The 17,308-nt window shown below is 43.2% G+C and carries 15 protein-coding genes; 7 read left to right on the top strand and 8 right to left on the bottom strand.

Going from position 1 to position 17,308, the window contains the following annotated elements:
• Positions 1–33 precede the first annotated feature (33 nt).
• From U9J37_RS12370 to U9J37_RS12350, 5 genes are all read left to right on the top strand, one after another.
• A complete protein-coding gene (locus U9J37_RS12370; RefSeq protein ID WP_005471058.1) occupies positions 34–294 on the top strand; it encodes a hypothetical protein in 261 nt (86 codons plus the stop codon).
• A 91-nt stretch (positions 295–385) separates the two neighbouring features.
• Positions 386–1,054 (top strand): YjbF family lipoprotein, encoded by a 669-nt coding sequence (locus U9J37_RS12365; protein WP_043886761.1) that lies wholly within the window; start codon positions 386–388, stop codon positions 1,052–1,054.
• Entirely contained in the window at positions 1,051–1,824 is a 774-nt protein-coding gene (locus U9J37_RS12360) for a capsule biosynthesis GfcC family protein (protein WP_157607811.1), read from the top strand. Before U9J37_RS12365 ends, U9J37_RS12360 begins: the two co-directional genes overlap by 4 nt.
• On the top strand, positions 1,821–4,019 hold the full coding sequence (locus U9J37_RS12355; protein WP_005471170.1) for a YjbH domain-containing protein: 2,199 nt from the start codon (positions 1,821–1,823) through the stop codon (positions 4,017–4,019). Before U9J37_RS12360 ends, U9J37_RS12355 begins: the two co-directional genes overlap by 4 nt.
• 169 nt (positions 4,020–4,188) lie before the next feature.
• Positions 4,189–5,667: a hypothetical protein gene (locus U9J37_RS12350; RefSeq protein ID WP_005471159.1), complete on the top strand. Its 1,479-nt coding sequence runs from the start codon at positions 4,189–4,191 to the stop codon at positions 5,665–5,667.
• A gap of 64 nt (positions 5,668–5,731) precedes the next feature.
• On the opposite strand, the gene pssA is transcribed toward U9J37_RS12350, so the two are convergent.
• Entirely contained in the window at positions 5,732–7,072 is a 1,341-nt protein-coding gene (gene pssA / locus U9J37_RS12345) for a CDP-diacylglycerol--serine O-phosphatidyltransferase (protein ID WP_005471100.1), read from the bottom strand.
• A gap of 176 nt (positions 7,073–7,248) precedes the next feature.
• Positions 7,249–7,677, bottom strand: coding sequence for a GNAT family N-acetyltransferase (locus U9J37_RS12340; RefSeq protein ID WP_005470870.1), 429 nt, complete (start codon positions 7,675–7,677; stop codon positions 7,249–7,251).
• A gap of 59 nt (positions 7,678–7,736) precedes the next feature.
• On the opposite strand from U9J37_RS12340, the gene murB reads away from it, so the two are divergent.
• The gene (gene murB / locus U9J37_RS12335) at positions 7,737–8,777 is read left to right on the top strand and encodes a UDP-N-acetylmuramate dehydrogenase (protein WP_005471029.1); all 1,041 of its coding nucleotides are present in this window, start codon (positions 7,737–7,739) and stop codon (positions 8,775–8,777) included.
• A 1-nt stretch (position 8,778) separates the two neighbouring features.
• Positions 8,779–9,741 carry a bifunctional biotin--[acetyl-CoA-carboxylase] ligase/biotin operon repressor BirA gene (gene birA / locus U9J37_RS12330; protein WP_005470978.1) on the top strand — a complete coding sequence of 321 codons (963 nt, stop codon included), beginning with the start codon at positions 8,779–8,781 and terminating at the stop codon, positions 9,739–9,741.
• 38 nt (positions 9,742–9,779) lie between these two features.
• Here the strand turns inward: birA and U9J37_RS12325 are convergent, their stop codons facing one another.
• Genes U9J37_RS12325 through U9J37_RS12300 form a run of 6 tightly spaced genes read right to left on the bottom strand, consistent with a single transcriptional unit; the run spans position 9,780 to position 17,304 of the window.
• A complete protein-coding gene (locus U9J37_RS12325; RefSeq protein ID WP_005471113.1) occupies positions 9,780–11,741 on the bottom strand; it encodes a polysaccharide biosynthesis protein in 1,962 nt (653 codons plus the stop codon).
• Between the two features lie 45 nt (positions 11,742–11,786).
• Entirely contained in the window at positions 11,787–12,347 is a 561-nt protein-coding gene (locus U9J37_RS12320) for a sugar transferase (RefSeq protein ID WP_005470899.1), read from the bottom strand.
• Complete coding sequence (locus U9J37_RS12315; RefSeq protein WP_005470925.1) at positions 12,344–13,306, bottom strand: UDP-glucose 4-epimerase family protein; 963 nt, start codon at positions 13,304–13,306, stop codon at positions 12,344–12,346. Before U9J37_RS12315 ends, U9J37_RS12320 begins: the two co-directional genes overlap by 4 nt.
• A complete protein-coding gene (locus tag U9J37_RS12310; protein WP_005471031.1) occupies positions 13,303–14,472 on the bottom strand; it encodes a glycosyltransferase family 4 protein in 1,170 nt (389 codons plus the stop codon). The genes U9J37_RS12315 and U9J37_RS12310 overlap by 4 nt, the downstream gene beginning before the upstream one ends.
• Complete coding sequence (locus U9J37_RS12305; protein ID WP_005470942.1) at positions 14,469–16,109, bottom strand: heparinase II/III family protein; 1,641 nt, start codon at positions 16,107–16,109, stop codon at positions 14,469–14,471. Before U9J37_RS12305 ends, U9J37_RS12310 begins: the two co-directional genes overlap by 4 nt.
• Complete coding sequence (locus U9J37_RS12300) at positions 16,096–17,304, bottom strand: hypothetical protein (protein ID WP_043886762.1); 1,209 nt, start codon at positions 17,302–17,304, stop codon at positions 16,096–16,098. Before U9J37_RS12300 ends, U9J37_RS12305 begins: the two co-directional genes overlap by 14 nt.
• Between the last annotated feature and the right edge of the window lie 4 nt (positions 17,305–17,308).

The following is a 17,308-nucleotide window of genomic DNA, read 5'->3' as shown; positions in this document are numbered from 1 at the left end:
ATGTTAAAACTGTAAATTTACAAGGATAATTTTATGAAGAATATTGCTCTAGCAATGTTAGTTGCACTTGGCATGTCTGCTGGTGCCTTCGCAAATACAGGCGCTGAAGCTGGTGCTGCGGGTGCAGGCGGTGCTGGTGGCGGTGCTGCAGGCGGTGCAGCTGCAGCTGGTGCTGCGGGCGGTGCTGCGGCAACAACAGCAGCGGTAACAGTAGCTGCTGCTGTTGGTGTTGGCGTTGTTGCTATTGCTTCATCAGACAACGATGGTACTGATGGTACTGACGGCACTAACTAATCTGTAGTGCAAATCTCCAAACACCCTTAGCTACACTAAGGGTGTTTTTTTAGTTTTTTGTAATCACCTCTGTCATTGTCAGGACGAACAAATGACTCACCTTCGTAGTGCTCTCCTAATCCTATTTGTTTTTTTGTTGTCAGGTTGCTCCCAACGGTTTCAAGATGTTAATTCGACACTTGATGAAGCTTTGTTTGGCTTTGACGATTTCACCCATAATCAAGAACATGTCGAAGATCTGCCTTATGCCAGTATGTACGTGCGCATTAATCAAGGGCCGCAGCTATTTATGGTGCTTGCCTACGCAGAAACAAACCCTGTGACGGGTAATACCCAGCTAAAATGGTTTTCTAGCGACAAAGCAATGATCACCACAGAGAACGGCCGTATTGTCAAAACCAATCGCCTTCCTGGTGCCAATCTCGTTGGACTCTCTTCTTCTACCCAACTTGCTGTACCGACAAGCGACACAATAGCTTGGCAAGCAGAATATGATTGGCAACCGAATTACCATTTTGCTCAGCGTGCTCAAGTAGCAAGCTACCCTGTTGGTACAGGGGTGACGAAGTCCCTATTGTGGGAAAAACAGACCCGTCATATTAAAGAAGTTGTCACCTTCAATCACAGCCAACAAGTGATGGAAAACAATTACTGGATTGATGAGCGAGGTAGCGTAGTAAAAAGCCATCAACAGTTAATTCCTCACCTTTTAGAAGTTGAGTTTGAAGTATTAAAGCCTTACGTTGAGTCATTACTATGAATCGATTATTGAACAAGTGTGTCAAATCTATACTGGGTAGAGTGTTGCTTGGCTGTCTACTTATTCCGGCTCCAGTTTATGCCACAGAGCTAAGCATATCACTCCCTGGTGATCAGCTAGCCCTAGAGTACCCTCACCCCGTTCGTATTGAGCAAGTGTTTACTGATGTCATTGCTCTGCAAGGGGCAACACAACCGACTGTTTACCCTCTTGCCAATCAATTATTTAATCTAGACAAACAATTTCAAGCCGATATAGAGAAACAAGATGTGCTTGAGAAACTGCAAGCTCTAGTCGATGGTCAGGTTATTTCAGAGGAAGTCGCAGGTGTATTCAAACAACAGATTCAAAGTTGGACTGTCGCTTATCGAGAAAAAATTGATCTCGACTTTGACCAAATACGGACTGATGCTGCCGACAACCCGATGCTTCAAGGCAATTACGAGTTGATTACTCCTAAGCGCACTCGGACGCTCTCATTTGAAGGTGCTTTGTATACACCGCAAGACGTAGAGTTTGACGAGTCATTCCCGCTCTCTGGTTACCTTAGCCGACTAAATCTACTCAAAAGCGCTCATCCAAGTTATGCGTGGGTTATTTACCCTGATGGGAACGTTGTGCGTCGCGGATATGCTTATTGGAACAGTCAAAACACATCACTCACTCCAGGAAGTGTTATTTTTATTGGTTTCAATTCTAGCAACAAAGAAGTACAGCAACTGGAGCAGCAAATTGTTCAGCTAATCACAATGAGAAGAAGTGCAAAATGAAAAACAACAAATCCACTTTAATCCTCTCCACGCTGACTCTTCTTTCTGTACCGACCTTTGCAAGTGATGCGACTTGGAAAGTCTCGCAAACTGACTTCGGCGGCACAGGCCTTATGCAAACGCCAACCGCCCGGATGGCAGCTGAAGGCGAATTCAATATGGGGGCGAGCTTCAATGACGATTACTATTACTATACCGTATCCCTACAATTAATGAGCTGGTTGGAAACCACCATCCGCTACACTCGCATTCCAGATACATTGTACAACCCGAATCCAGACTATAGCGGCGATAACATTAATACTGATAAAGGTATTGATTTTAAAATTCGCTTGCTTGAAGAAAGCTATTGGCTTCCTGAAACCTCTATCGGGGTTCGCGACTTCGGCGGTACAGGGTTGTTTGATGGTGAGTTTATCGCCGCTACAAAGCGCTTTAACAACTTAGATTTTACTTTGGGCATAGGTTGGGGATATTTAGGCCAAAGCGGCACTTTAAGCAATCCATTTTGTAAGGCCAGTGAGAAGTATTGCACTAGGCCAACGGAAACAAAAGGCACAGGAGGCAGTGTAGACTTTGAAAGGTGGTTCAAGGGTCCAGCCTCTTTATTTGGTGGAGTTGAGTATCAAACCCCTTTTGAGCCCTTGCGCCTAAAAGTTGAGTATGAAGGTAACGATTACAGCCAAGACTACCCTGTAAGAGTTGGAGCCAAATCGATGACTCAGCATACTCCTTGGAACTTTGGGGTGAACTACCGCTTAACCGATTGGGCAGATGCGAAACTCAGCTATCAACGTGGGGATACTCTGACGCTAGGCTTTAACATCGACACCAACTTCAATGAAATGAAGGCTATTTGGCGTGATGAGCCAAAACCACAGGCTCAACTCAGACCAACAGAAGCTGACACTGATTGGCAGATCGTTGCTAAGCAAATCGAGCGCAACGCAGGGTACAAGCAAAACACTCTAACGAAAGAGGGCGATACGCTTACCGTAAAAGGTGAACAGAGAAAATACCGTGACAGAAACGAAGCGTTGGATCGCGCCGCATCCATTTTGTCCAACAGCAGCGATGATTCAATCAAGACATTTAAAGTCATCGAAACCCAAGATGGAATGGCTCTAACAGAAACAACCATCGATCGTAGGCAGTACCTCGAAGCAGCCAATCATATGGCAATCGATGCAAACGTTGAAGATAGCTTTTCAACGTCTGAACCTACTAAGGAAGCCGTAACAAATACACTCGCTTCAACCAAACAACGATGGGATTACGGCATCGATCCTGTGCTCAAACAAAGCATTGGTGCACCTGAAGATTTTTACTTGTACAGCATCGGCCTTAACGCGAAGTCTAACTTTTGGCTTACGGATAATCTCGAGTTAGCTGGCTCTGTTTATTTCAACTTAACCGACAACTACGACAAGTTTAACTACGTTGAGTACTCACCGCACGTGCGCAACTATGCTACGCCTCGTGTGCGTACTATGTTCCGAGCCTATGTGCACGACAACCCAATCCGTTTGAACAGATTGCAACTCACTTGGTTTGAGCAACCAACCAAGTCGATTTACACCCAAATGTATGGCGGCTACTTGGAATCGATGTTTGCTGGAGTTGGTGGTGAAGTACTCTATCGACCACTTAACGCCAATTGGGCAATCGGTGTGGATGCCAACTTAGTAAGCCAGCGAGATCCTGATTCCTGGTTTGGTACTTTTAGCGAAGACTACTTCTTTTACGATGAAGCCGCATGTAACGACCCTATCCCGCAATGCCAAGCCTATGTATTGAGCCAAGGTACAACTGGTCACGTGACTGGCTACTATATGCCGCAGTGGCAATTCTTAGACAGCACCTTGTTGAAAGTTAGTGCGGGCAAATTCCTTGGTGGCGATATGGGAGCTCGCATCGACTTTTCGAAACAGTTTAAGTCAGGAGTTATTGTTGGTGCGTACGCCACCTTTACCGATTTAACAGCAGAAGAATATGGTGAAGGCAGTTACAACAAAGGCTTCTACATCTCAATTCCGATGGACATCATGACCATCAAGCCGAGCACGAGTCGAGCACAAATTGCATGGGAACCGATCACTCGTGACGGTGGCCAAATGCTTCGCAAGCAGTACTACTTATTTGATAAGACTGATGCGAGATCGCAATGGGGCCAAAGACCTAGTAGCGTTGAATAACGATATTGTGAGCTAGTTTAAGGGCTGATGTGAGAACATCAGCCCTTTTTAGCTCTAGAGGCTAAGTGAAGTGTGATGAAGTTCTACAATGCCCAAAGACTGAGCGTTAAAGGCACATTTATTGCTAGAAAGTTAGCAGACTAGAATGACTTAGGATAAAAAATTGACGATGAAAGCAGCAAAGAGTGCTCTATTACTGACCTTACCTGCCCTAATGGTAGGCTGTGGTGGCGGAAGCGGTGGAAGCAGTGGTGGCGGTTCAACACCTTCTACACCTAAGTACACCATTGACTTCGTAGCGTTAAAATCTGTCACTTTCGGAACAGAAGGAAATTGCGCTATATATGGAACGAATAGTGGCAATACTAAGTCGTACATAGCTCAAAAAGCACAGGGAGCAAACATCAAGCTTCACGTCCACTCGTCAAATGGCACTTGGAAAAGCTCTTATCAGCCCACAAGTGGAACGATAAACATCAACCAAAGCTTGGTGCAAGACGGAGACTACATCAGCATCGTGTCGACTTCTCGAGGTGGTATATATGACATACTAACCATCGAAAAAGACTTTATCCCAACCCGCTTTACCGTCAATACCTTTAACGACTGGGATAGCCGAGTCTCATGCAATACAGAAATTAAACCATCCACAACAGATTACAATGGTTATATTGATGATGAGGGAGATGGCAATGGCTTCTTCGTCTTCCGATCTACAACTGACGATCAAGAAAGCACTTCGCCGAACAATATTGTTTACAATAGTGTAACCAATAAAGAAGTATTAGCGGCTCGACTTTGTCGCTCAACGAGTGGTTGCAGTGATAAAGATTTGATGCAGTACCGTTTTATCGCAGCTTCAGCGACACAAGACAGTAACAACCCTGTCGATTTAGTAAATGTAACAAATCATACCACCCCTTGGTATACACTAGATGGTACAGATACAACCCTGAATTCTGCGAAACTCAACATATACCGTCAAAACACCGGGGCGATTCTGTGGCAATCACTCCCTCTCACCGATGGTACCTATAGCTATGCGGCTGAACTGACCGAAGACTACTATGTGCATGTTAAGGCGACGCACAAAACGTGGAATACAGAGTACACCAAACACATCGAAAATCCTGACAACGGTATCAATGAGTTAAACAGCCTCACAGATCTTAATATGCCGACACCAACCTCCTCTCTTAGTTTAGTTTCAAGCTGTGGGCTATCTGTAACCTCGTTTTGTTTAAATGGCTATGATAGTGCCGCTCCAACGACAATGGATTTGCAGCGCTCGACACTATATGCCGTAGAGAATAATGGGAATAAGATTCATCAAACGATTTACGGGAAACCAAACTTAAATCAACCATTGATGGCCTTTGAAGATAGTAACATCGACGCTGTTTGGGCGAATGCCGCTCTTAATAAAAAGGAAGTATCTCTCTTTGAAACTAGCGACGATCAAGACGTTGAACTAACGTTTATCTCATCGAATTTCAATGCCGAGGCTGTCGAAAACAATGGTTATCAAACCACATCAGATGTGGACACGATTTCTATCATCCGGAGTCAGCAAGAAAACAGTCAGCGTCAAGCTGCATTGACTCACCAGGACAACATGGTATTTAGCCAAGCATTCATTGCACCTTAAACAAAAAGGGCAGCGCTAACACGCTGCCCTTACTTTATCTACTAAGTCTTATAGTGTTCTTTCACTAAAGAATCTGCTTTAACACTCGATCTGCTTTTACACGCGTAATCTTACGCATCAGCTTTTGCACGGGTTCTGGGTAATTCTCAAACTTCTCCAACTGCTTATACGTGCAAATCAAATGCGTATGTTGAAGAATATTCACCACTTCTTGCTCAAACTGTTCCGTTAAATGATGGTAGTTATCTTGAATCAGAATCGCGTTTTCTAGATCTAGCTTCCACGCACGCGGGTTCAGGTTATTACCGGTAATCAGCATATATCGCTTATCAACCCAGATGCCTTTCAAGTGGTAGCTGTTTTCATCATGCTTCCAAAGATGGATAGAGAGTTTGCGGCTCGCAATATTGGCCTCGTTCGCTTTTGCAAACTGACGCAAGTTACGCTCGTACAAGTACGGCAAACCACCGATGGTTTTAAACTCTTGGTCAGGGGCAATATAAAAGTCATTAGCGGTTTTATCACCGACGACAATCGTCACCTTCACGCCGCGCTTAATCGCTTTTTTGACTTCTTTGGCGACACTGCGCGGAAAGTTAAAGTATGGCGTACAAATGAAGATCTCATCCTTTGCCAAGGCGAGCAATTGGTTAATGCCTTGATTGAGTTTATTGCGCTTTTTCCCCACTCCCACGATAGGAGTCACTGCAACCTGATCAGCAGACACCGACTCAGGTGTAAATTGGTAGCTCGCCTTCGCCAAAGAACCACGAAGCTGACGAATTTGCGCTTTGATCTCTTTCGTCTCTGGCTTGGTGGGACAAGCAAGATCATTAACCGCAGGGTGGGCGATCATCTCTTTCTGCACTAAATCGACCATGCTGTCAGCCAGCGCTTTATTACCTAGCACGTGGTAACGGTCGAAGCGGTAACGTTCTTTGTAGTTTAAGTAAATGTTATTTAAGCTAGCGCCGCTGTAGATAACTTGGTCATCGATGATAAACCCTTTTAGATGAAGCACGCCAAACACTTCTCTACCACGAACAGGGACACCATAAACAGGCACTTTGTGCGGGTACTTATCAGCGAATGCTTTGTACATAGAGGCATTGGTTTCACCAGGCGCCGCGCCAATCAATCCACGCTGAGCTCGATGCCAGTCAACACACACCGCAATATCCAAGCCTGGATTGCGCTGTTTCGCTTCATAAAGCTCCGTTAAGATTTCTCGGCCAGCTTCGTCATCCTCAAGATAGAGCGCGACAAGGTAGATTCGCTTACTTGCCTTTTGAATCGCCTCAATAAGACGAGTTCTAAAGTCTCTCGCCGCGTAGAGCGTCTCAAACTGAGCCGGATCTTGCGCCAGAGTGGGCAGTTTTTCGAATATATTCCTATTGGTCATCATGTTGGATGTAATACCTTTACTTAAAGTGGAGAGCGATATTAGCAAAATATGGTAGAAAATACCTAGATTTGCCGCCCCAGATTGTACCTTGACTGAGTAAGAATTGTCCTTAGCTCACAGCATCATGAAACACCCTTTGGCAAATTAGCCTGCATTGATAAACATCAAAGCCTTATTCATGACGTTTGATAATGCATCGCCACCAATTTTTTGCCACTGCCTGAGTAACGAATAAAGAGCTGTCTAAGCGAGTTGGGTAATGCGCTTTCCTCGACCATAACAAACCCATGTTGCGCGTAGAACGATTCCAGATGCTGGTAAGCAAAGCAGTAATCAAAACCTGTGAGCACCTTGTCTTGACAATAAGCCATTAGTTGATGACCAAGCCCTTTCTCTCTTTGGTCCGGCACCACCAACATCCCCGTCAGTAAGCGATACTGCTCAATGGAACGAAAGCGAACAACAGCAGCAAGTTGCTGCTCCCAATACCCCACTATTGTCAGTTCATCTTTTTTTGCTTTGCCAGAAGGGTAATACTGCTTGTATAACCTCGCCACAAGTGGCAGTTTTATCGGGTCTAACACATCGATGGTTAAGCTGCTCATTATCGCCTAATCCGTTTTTAAGGTAGAATGTGCGCAGTTTAGTTGACTCGATAATAGTGATGCAAATTCAGACTCAAGCCGACCTCTCGGCGTACCATACTTTTTCTATCTCTCAGACCTGCGACTATTTGGTCGAAGCCCACTCTATCGAGGATATCATCGAGGCGTATCAGACACCTGAATGGCAAGACCTACCGAAACTAATGCTTGGGAAAGGCAGCAATATGCTTTTCACTCAGCCGTTTCATGGTGTTGTGGTGGTGAACCGCTTGATGGGCAAAAAGGTCAACGAAAGCGAACATCACTGGCACTTGCACGTAAGCGCCGGCGAAGATTGGCCAGCACTGGTCGAATGGTCAGTCGAGCAAGGCTACAATGGGTTAGAAAACCTAGCACTGATTCCAGGATGCGCGGGCAGTGCTCCTATCCAAAATATTGGCGCCTATGGCGTTGAGCTAAAAGACATCTGTGAATATGTCGATATTCTTTGCTTAGAGACATTTAAGGTACATCGAATGACGGCTGAGCAATGTCAATTTGGCTATCGAGACTCGATTTTCAAGCATCAGCTTTATCAAAAAGCGATCATTATTGCTGTTGGCCTCAAACTCGCTAAAGATTGGCAGCCAAATATCAGCTATGGCCCGTTGCAAGAATTTGATGCAGAGGCTGTGACAGCTCAACAGATTTACTCGACCGTTTGTCAGGTAAGGATGGAAAAGCTGCCTGACCCAACTGTGACGGGAAACGCAGGTAGCTTCTTCAAAAACCCTATCGTATCGCATGAGCAGTACTCAGCGCTTAAACTTCGATTCCCTAATCTCGTCGCCTACCCGGCAGAAAGCGGTATGAAACTCGCGGCCGGTTGGTTGATAGATCAATGCCACTTAAAAGGCACCAAAGTCGGCGGAGCACAAGTCCACCCCAACCAAGCACTTGTGTTAGTCAACCGAGGTTCAGCAAGCGCCACCGACGTCGTCAACCTTGCAGAAAAGGTACGCGCCTGTGTGTCAGCCAAATTTGACGTCGAACTAGAGCATGAAGTTCGCTTTATGGATCACACCAGCGAAACGTACTTACACAGGATCATAGAGGCCTGACATGAAAGAACATTCCATCAAACTGGCCATATTACGCGCACTTGCTCAAGGCGGATTTCATTCAGGGGAAGAGCTCGGCACTATGCTTGGTGTGTCTCGCGCAGCAATCAGTAAACACATTAAAGGCATTCAGGCGTGGGGCGTAGACGTTTATCGAGTGCAGGGAAAAGGCTATCAACTTGCCGAACCCATGCAACTGTTAGATGAACAAACACTTCAAGCGCAGTTTGGGGATTTGGTCGAGCTTATCCCCGTCATTGACTCTACCAATCAGTATATCTTAGATAGGGCAGACAGCTTGCAGTCGGGCGCGGTTTGCCTTGCGGAGTACCAAGCTAAAGGGAGAGGACGTCGCGGCCGCGAGTGGGTATCTCCTTTTGGAGCTAACTTATATATGTCGATGTACTGGCGGCTAGATGCTGGAATGGCGGCGGCTATGGGGCTTAGTTTGGTTGTCGGAGTGGCAATAGTCGAGGCGCTGGAAAAACTAGGCCTAGAGGGAGTGAAACTCAAATGGCCGAACGACCTCTATTACCAAGACAAGAAGCTAGCTGGCATTTTGGTAGAAATGTCGGGCCAAGCGGGGGCGGCCGCTAACTTAGTGATAGGTATGGGCATGAACCTGATGATGCCTGAGAAAACCGAAGGCATCACCCAACCTTGGGCTAGCCTAAAGGATGTTGAAAACACGGGAATACTTGACCGAAACGAGCTCGCGATAACACTGATCAACACGCTACACCAAGCCCTCACTGACTATGAACTAAAAGGGATGCAGGGTTTCGTAACCCGCTGGAATCGCCTCGACAATTTCTTAGACCGCCCAATCAAGCTTGTTATGGGCCCCCGTGAAATCACTGGTATTTGCCGTGGTATCAACGAGCAAGGTGCCGTGCTATTAGAAACGAATAATGGGGTTGAGAGTTTTATTGGCGGGGAGATTTCTTTGAGAGCTCAGCCCTGATACAAGAAAGCGAGCCCTTTCGGCTCGCTCTAATCAACTTAATGAACCAATGCTTTCAACTCTGCATTGAGCTCCACCATTTGACCTGATTGATTTTCACTTAACTGCTTCCAGACCAAATCCCCTATTTCATCCGATGGGTTAAAGCCCGTCGGCGCCTCAAGGAGTAACCGCCTAATTTCTTCATGATTGAAATTGTGACAAGCGTGGTCGAGCTTTTCTAACAACTCTAAATAGTCATCAATCGGCAGATAGGTTTCTTGCGCGGTCATGATTCTAGGGTGTGCGGTTTCTTGTACGTTATCACCGATAAGCAGCTCTTCATACAGCTTTTCACCAGGTCTTAGGCCAGAAAACTCTATAGCAATATCACCATACGGATTATCACTATCTTTGACCTCCAAGCCAGAAAGCTGAATAAGATTTCGCGCAAGATCAGCAATCCGTACTGGCTCTCCCATATCAAGGACAAAGACATCACCACCTTTGCCCATTGCTCCCGCTTGAATGACCAATTGAGCGGCTTCAGGAATGGTCATAAAGTAGCGAATAATATCCTCATGTGTAACAGTAACTGGACCACCCGCGGCAATTTGCTTTTTGAATAAAGGGATAACCGAGCCAGACGAGCCCAACACATTACCGAAACGCACCATACAGAAGCGAGTACCATTCTCAAGCGCGTTTTGTTGCGTTGCCAAAGCTTGAAGGCCAAGTTCTGATACACGCTTAGTTGTACCCATGACGTTGGTAGGGCGAACCGCTTTATCAGTTGAGATAAGGACGAATGATTCCACTCCAGCCTCTATCGCGGCTTTGGCTGCATAGTAAGTACCGAAAACATTGTTACGGACCCCTTCAACCACATTGTACTCAACGAGTGGGACATGTTTATAGGCTGCAGCGTGGTAAACAGTTTGTACATTGAAGCTTTTCATGGTTGTCGCTAAGCGATTGATTCTTTGAACAGAACCCAACAATGGAATCACCTGTAGAGATAGGCCGTCCGTTTCTACTAGGTTATTTAGCTCTCTGTCTATTTTGTACAAGCCAAACTCAGACAACTCAAACAGAACAAGGGCTTTGGGTTTCTGCCTAATAATTTGTCGGCAAAGCTCTGAACCTATCGATCCTCCAGCGCCTGTCACCATTACAACTTTACCTTTAATGTTTGCTTCCATTAACGACTGTTGCGGTGACACAGGGTCTCGGCCAAGAAGGTCTTCTACTTCAACATCTTTAAGCTCATCAATTTTAGCTCGCCCTTCAACGATATCTTCCATATTCGGAATGGTTAATACCTCTGCAGACAAATGCATCAAAGAACCGAGTATTTGCTTGCGTTTAACTCTTGATGCGCTTGGAATCGCGAGCAAAACTTGGCCAACATTATACTTTTCCACGATATTGTCGGTTATGAGGGCATCGTAAACATTGAGCCCCATAATCATGGTACCCACAATAGTTTTATCCTGATCAATAAAACCAACAACGTGGTGTGACTCTGATGAACGCAACGCTAATGCGAGCTGACGCCCCGCGGATCCAGCTCCATATATCAGCACTTTCTTCTTGCTCTTGTTATTCGCCTGGGCAACCAAAGATCGAATGATCATTCGAGCGCCGCCACAAAGTAAGCAAAGAAAAGCGCCATATATAATCGGAACAGAGCGAGGAATTGGAGCATCTAGATAAAATGAGAAGACAGCAACTGACAGCGCTGAAATAACACTGCACACCCCAACCACAGCCAAAGCATGGAACGTTAGATAGCGTAGTACCGCTCTGTAAAGCCCTAAGCGAGTGAAAGCAATGATCGAAACAATCGTCGTACCAGCTAACACATAATAGGTTAACTGGTCTTGAGCGGCCGTGATTGTTCCTAACCGAGTCCAGTAAGCGATATAGAATGAAGTAACAATAAAGATACTGTCAATGAGTACGCTGATCAGCCGCTTGCTGAAACGCGGCAAATTCCAAATGTATTCAAGCCTAGCCATAATTTTCTCTTAACGTGGAACAACGCTAAAGTTATTCGATAATTTTTATGTGTCTTTAGGATTTATGGCATCACCTGAACCGCTGCCAGTTACCGTCATGATTATGTACTTAAAGTAGCCTTTAAGTGTCAGGCTATCAATCATTTGTTTATCAGTTTTAGCCAGCAGCTCCGGAGTTGACATATCAATGTTCTGAACTTGAGCTAGGCCTGTAATACCGGGTAAAACATCATACACACCATACGCATCACGTTCTTTGATCAACTCTTTTTGGTTAAACAAATTTGGACGAGGGCCAACCAAGCTCATTTCACCTTTGACTACATTGATAAGTTGGGGCAACTCGTCAATCTTAGTTTTACGCAAAAATACACCAAGTTTGGTGATAGAAGCATTGCTCGCTAAGTGACTAGCTACTGACTGTGTATCTACCGACATGGTGCGAAACTTGATAAGTTTAAACGGCTTTTTATTGCGCCCTACTCGCTCTTGCACAAAAATCGGAGAGCCCGTATCAAATAAGCCAACAATGGATACGATGAGTAATACTGGCCACAAAAAAAGCAAGCCGAACAAGGCTGCTAGGAAATCAATTAAACGAATCATGCTTTACCACTACTTTTCTTTGATTGTAGAAAGGCTTCGGCGGTTTGCTTAAAACCCTCTTGTAGAGATTGAGGCGGTACCCAACCTAACGTTTCTTTCGTATGAGAGATATCGACTTGTAAAGAGCCAGTTAATCTATCTACAACATCCGACTTATTGAATACTTTACCAGCTAACTTGTAACACCAAACAGGAACAGGCAACTGCCAAGTTGGTTTACCTAGCACTTGAGCCATATGACGCACCATCGAAGAAGTGGACAGATCGTGATCATCTGACACAAGAAAGACCTGATTAGCTGCGTTTGGATGGTCAATACAGGTGACGATTAAATCAACTAAATTATCTACTGAAACCAAGCTGCGCTTGTTATTCTTGAAACATCCAAAAGGAAGTGGGATACCTTTTGATACCAGGTTCATTAACGAAGCAAAATTGGCTTTAACTCCTGGTCCGTAAACAAGCGTTGGCCTAATAACAACAATCTCCATCCCTGTTTCTTTGCCAATCTCAAAAAGTTGCTGCTCAGCCTCTGACTTCGATAGCCCATAGTCATCTTCTGGTGCGTGCAAATCGGCTGAAGTGAATGGCTTATCTTTAGACGTGCCCTCACCATTTACCTTAATACTACTGACAAAGACGAAGCGCTTTACACCCGCAGCTGCAGCTTGTCTCGCTAGATTTATCGTACCGCGAGTATTAACCTCTCTGTACTCTTCTAGCGGATCACTTACTGAGTCATTCATGACATGAACACGAGCAGCGATATGAATAACAACCTCGACACTCTTTAGTAATGATGAGTAATCTGAAGATGGATCGATATTTGCTGACAGGTGATCATTACATATTGGAGCAATAGAACGGCCTAACAGACTTACATTGTCCAAAGAGCCAAGTGCATTTAGTAAGTTACGTCCAACAAAACCAGAATAGCCCGTAACTAATAGTTTACTCATGATTGCATCCCCAACTCAACAATTGATTGACTCATTCCCATCATTATGTTTTCTCTGGTGTATTCTTTAATGAATGCACTTCTATCAGTATGAGTAAGATCTAATTTACTCAATGCCTCCATCGCCCCATTGTGATCTCCAGGATAAAAAACTTCAGCATTAGAAACTTCTGACTTTATAAACTCCGCAGCATACCCAGAAACTCCCGCTAAAATTGGCTTACCCGTTGCGGCATACTCAAATATTTTGGATGGCAGCACTTTTTCAAAAGCAGGGTAATCATTTAAATGTAAAAATAAAATATCAGCACCTAAATACTTTTCAATCAAATCATGCCTATTTACCGGCGGCAATAATTCTAAGTTATTCAATCCTGAGATACTATCCACTAATTGTTGTTTTCGGCCACCATCTCCAATAACACTAATATGAATGTCTTTTTTTGCCAAACGGGATAACTCAGGAAGAATAGTATGTAACCCTTGCCCCTCACCAATATTACCGGCGTAAACAAGATGCCTCTTACCCTTTTCACGCTCCGCTTCTACATCAGTCGTAGGTAAATTCAAAAACTCACCGTCAATGCCATTTGTAAACCAAGAATAATTAATCTCCGAATAGCGAGACTTAAAATACCCCTCGAAACCTTTAGAGACAAGATTAATATGTTGCGCCGAGCAAAAGGTGTAATTTTCTATTTCAGAAAGGATTGGTTTGAGAACCAGTGCAATCTTGGGAGACAAGACGTCTTTTATCGTATCGACAAAAATATCTCGTATATCTAGATATAACGGTACCTTTTTTCTCTTTGCAACTCGCGCTCCCAAAAATGCAGTAAACAGTCTTGAACTCGTTGCAAAAACCACATCATAATCTTCATTCATTACCAGTTTTTGTACCTGATGATAAAAAGTGATAAAAGATTTAATCTGATCTAGCATGCCACTTTCATGTGACGGAAGATTAATACGTCGAATCCTAATGTTACCGTCGACTTCTTCCATTTTTGCGTTTTCACTGAAACTGGCATAACGATTAGGCATTGTGGTAATAACATCAAGCTCTATACCGGAGTGCTGCTTCAATTGTTCAACCAAAGCGGTTGTTCTGAACGAACCTGCACACAAATCGGGCTTGAAGTAAAATGATAAAACCAATATTCTCATGGTTCCCTCTTGATTTTTTTTATTTCTGTTCTTAAATGCCCACTAGAAAAAGGAATTTCTATTTTCTTATTTGCTATACTTTTTCCAAATTCAGGATGCCAAGTGCAATCTTTAATCACTAAGGGCTCAGTACTAACAAAAACACAAAGTAACTCACCAACGTGCCATATTTCAATTTCATTCTCTGAAAGCTTTATGGCATCCACATCTGGATGAAGATGCAAATGAAAGCAAGCAGGAACCACTTTTGTCAAGGTATCGTAAATAATCACACGATCTGGCGTACAATCTAATGATCTTGTATGCGTGACTTTAGGTTTTTGCTGCATATAACCATTATGACTGGCAACAATCTGCACCCTCTGCCCTACATTGTTTACTTTGTCTAGTTTCGCATAGGCTCGCTTTGCGACTCGAAATCCAGACCAAACCTGTGATGAATCCATCCCTGCAACTGAAACTGTGTTGTGAGCTGCTGTTTGTCGCTGCCTGATACGTTCAGGGCAGGTACCATACAGAGAAGTACCTGAGTTAACAATAACCCTCTGCTTACCAATTGATAACTCAAAACTCAAGGTATCCGCATGAGCATGACCAGGTAAGTAGTCAGGCCCAACATTTGCGTGGTCAAAAATAACAACATAATGTTCATATGAAACTCGACTATAGCCACTGCTCATATTGGTAATCAATTGACTATCTACCTGAGCACAATTCAATCCCAAGGACTTTGCATAAGCAAATATTTGCTCAGGAGCCTTTGCGATTCCAATAGCAGCGTCATTGAAAAAGCTCACCTCTCCATCTTCATGAACCATAGATGACAGCCAAAACAAGGCTTTCTCGGCGATTTGTATCCATGTAGGTAGGCATTCAATTAACTCTGTCCGTTGACTTGTATTAGCCAGGTCAATCAACTCAAGTAAATCCCACAATAATATCTCATGATACATAGGGGATAGCTCAAAATGAGCGCCATCCTCCAAGAATTGTTCTATCAACTCTTCATTGAGCAGTTTTATACCAAGATTAAGGAGATTCTCAGAATTTTCACCTTTCAAGTATGCACCAACAAATGTTAACGCTTTTGCGTTTGCAAACAAGTGATTCCCAAGAATATGGTATTCCAACTGCTGAGTTAGCACATTTGCTTGCTCCAGCATGCTCTTTAGATACCTTTTTGGTACTTGCTCTTGAACGCTACACCACTTAACCCAATTCACCAATCTCAGTGAAATCGGGTATGGCTCCCAACCATTTCCATAGCAAGGTGGATTGTCCTCAATCCATCTTTTAATAAACTGATGATGCAAATCATGCCTAAAAAAACTATTGCTAGAGCTCAAATCATCAAAATAGTGTAGATTATATATCCATAACTTTGTCTTACTTTCACAATTCCAATCCGAAGAGGAACTAACATTGCCTTTTTGATTTAAAAATTCAACCTCAGTCTCACTGAAAAAACTTTGAGTGTTTAATAGCGGTCCTGACCAACACCATAATGCTTTTTTAGGATAATCGACTTCAAAACAAACGGGCTTGCGGAATATATAATATATTCTGTAATACACTTGCTTTATTTTCAGATACTTAACAGTATTAAATACAAAAATAATTTTTTTAAACAGTTTCACCCTTACTCCGCCGAAATGAAAGCATAAAAAATGTAAAAATCAAAAGAAAAATTGGTAATGGTTTAGCAGGTGCACCATCTTGAAAAAGCACCAAAAAAAGGGCGCAAAATAACCACAAGCCCAATTTCTTAACCCTACCATTAATAGAAACTTTAAATTTAAATGATGAAAACATAAAATAAATGACACAGCCCACTACTGGCAAAGAAAAAACACCAAATTTTAGTAAGTATTCTAATACGCCACCATACAGCCGTCCAAAAACATTATATCGCAACTCACCCAATGGTGTTTGAAATGAGGCATAAGTAGAAAAACCACTATCCCCAGCGCCAAACGGTCCAAAATAGCTTAAATTATAGAATGTTAGAGGTATATTCATCACTCTTCTGAATGCTCCAAATTCCAAAAGACGCTGAGGCTCATACAGCATATATTTAAGAATATTAAGCAATCTAACATCACTTTCATAAATGAATATTGAAGCACCTAAATACAAGCCTACGAATAGTAAGCACAATAAAATCCCAAAAGCTAACCGTGGTTTAAGAAATAAAGTTAGAAAAAACCAGACAAGAAAATGATTAAAAGCTGAATAAAATGATCTTGGAACTAACAAATTAGCCACAAATAAAAGAAAAGAAATCCACATTATGTAATTAACATCATGCCTGGAAAATATAAAGTTCTTCTCAACCGCGTACACCAACACAAAAAAAACATTGATAATTATTAGAATTTTCCCAAAGTGTGCTGGTTCACCAGTTAAAGACCGAACCCCTCTACCAGACTCTGAAAATGATAATGCAGCATCAACACTTCTAGTCACCAAAAATGAAAGGAAATCTGGTTTGACAAATTGTCCAATACCAGCTAACAAGTACACAATCACCACAAAAATCAAAAACTTTGATGACAACGTAAAGTAACCAGAAGACATTAAAGTAAAAATAGCAAAAGCAATAGCTATTGGAGCAAGGTATGTCAAAGCTGTTTTTAGTGTTATATTATCAGCATGAAAAAAAAATGCCAAAAGTAATATGCAAACTAACACACAAACAACCAACAAAGACCTTACTGATATTATCAAATGGTTGCACATAAGTGGTAAAAATACTAAAAACAACAAAATGAAATTTGGTTGGGTATCAATACCTGGGATAAAACCCACCGCCTGAAAAAAGACACTGAGCAAAAGA

This window comes from Vibrio sp. 16 (genome assembly GCF_963681195.1).
In the GTDB taxonomy this organism is placed as follows: domain Bacteria; phylum Pseudomonadota; class Gammaproteobacteria; order Enterobacterales; family Vibrionaceae; genus Vibrio; species Vibrio sinaloensis_D.
This window is presented reverse-complemented; position numbering and strand designations above follow the sequence as displayed.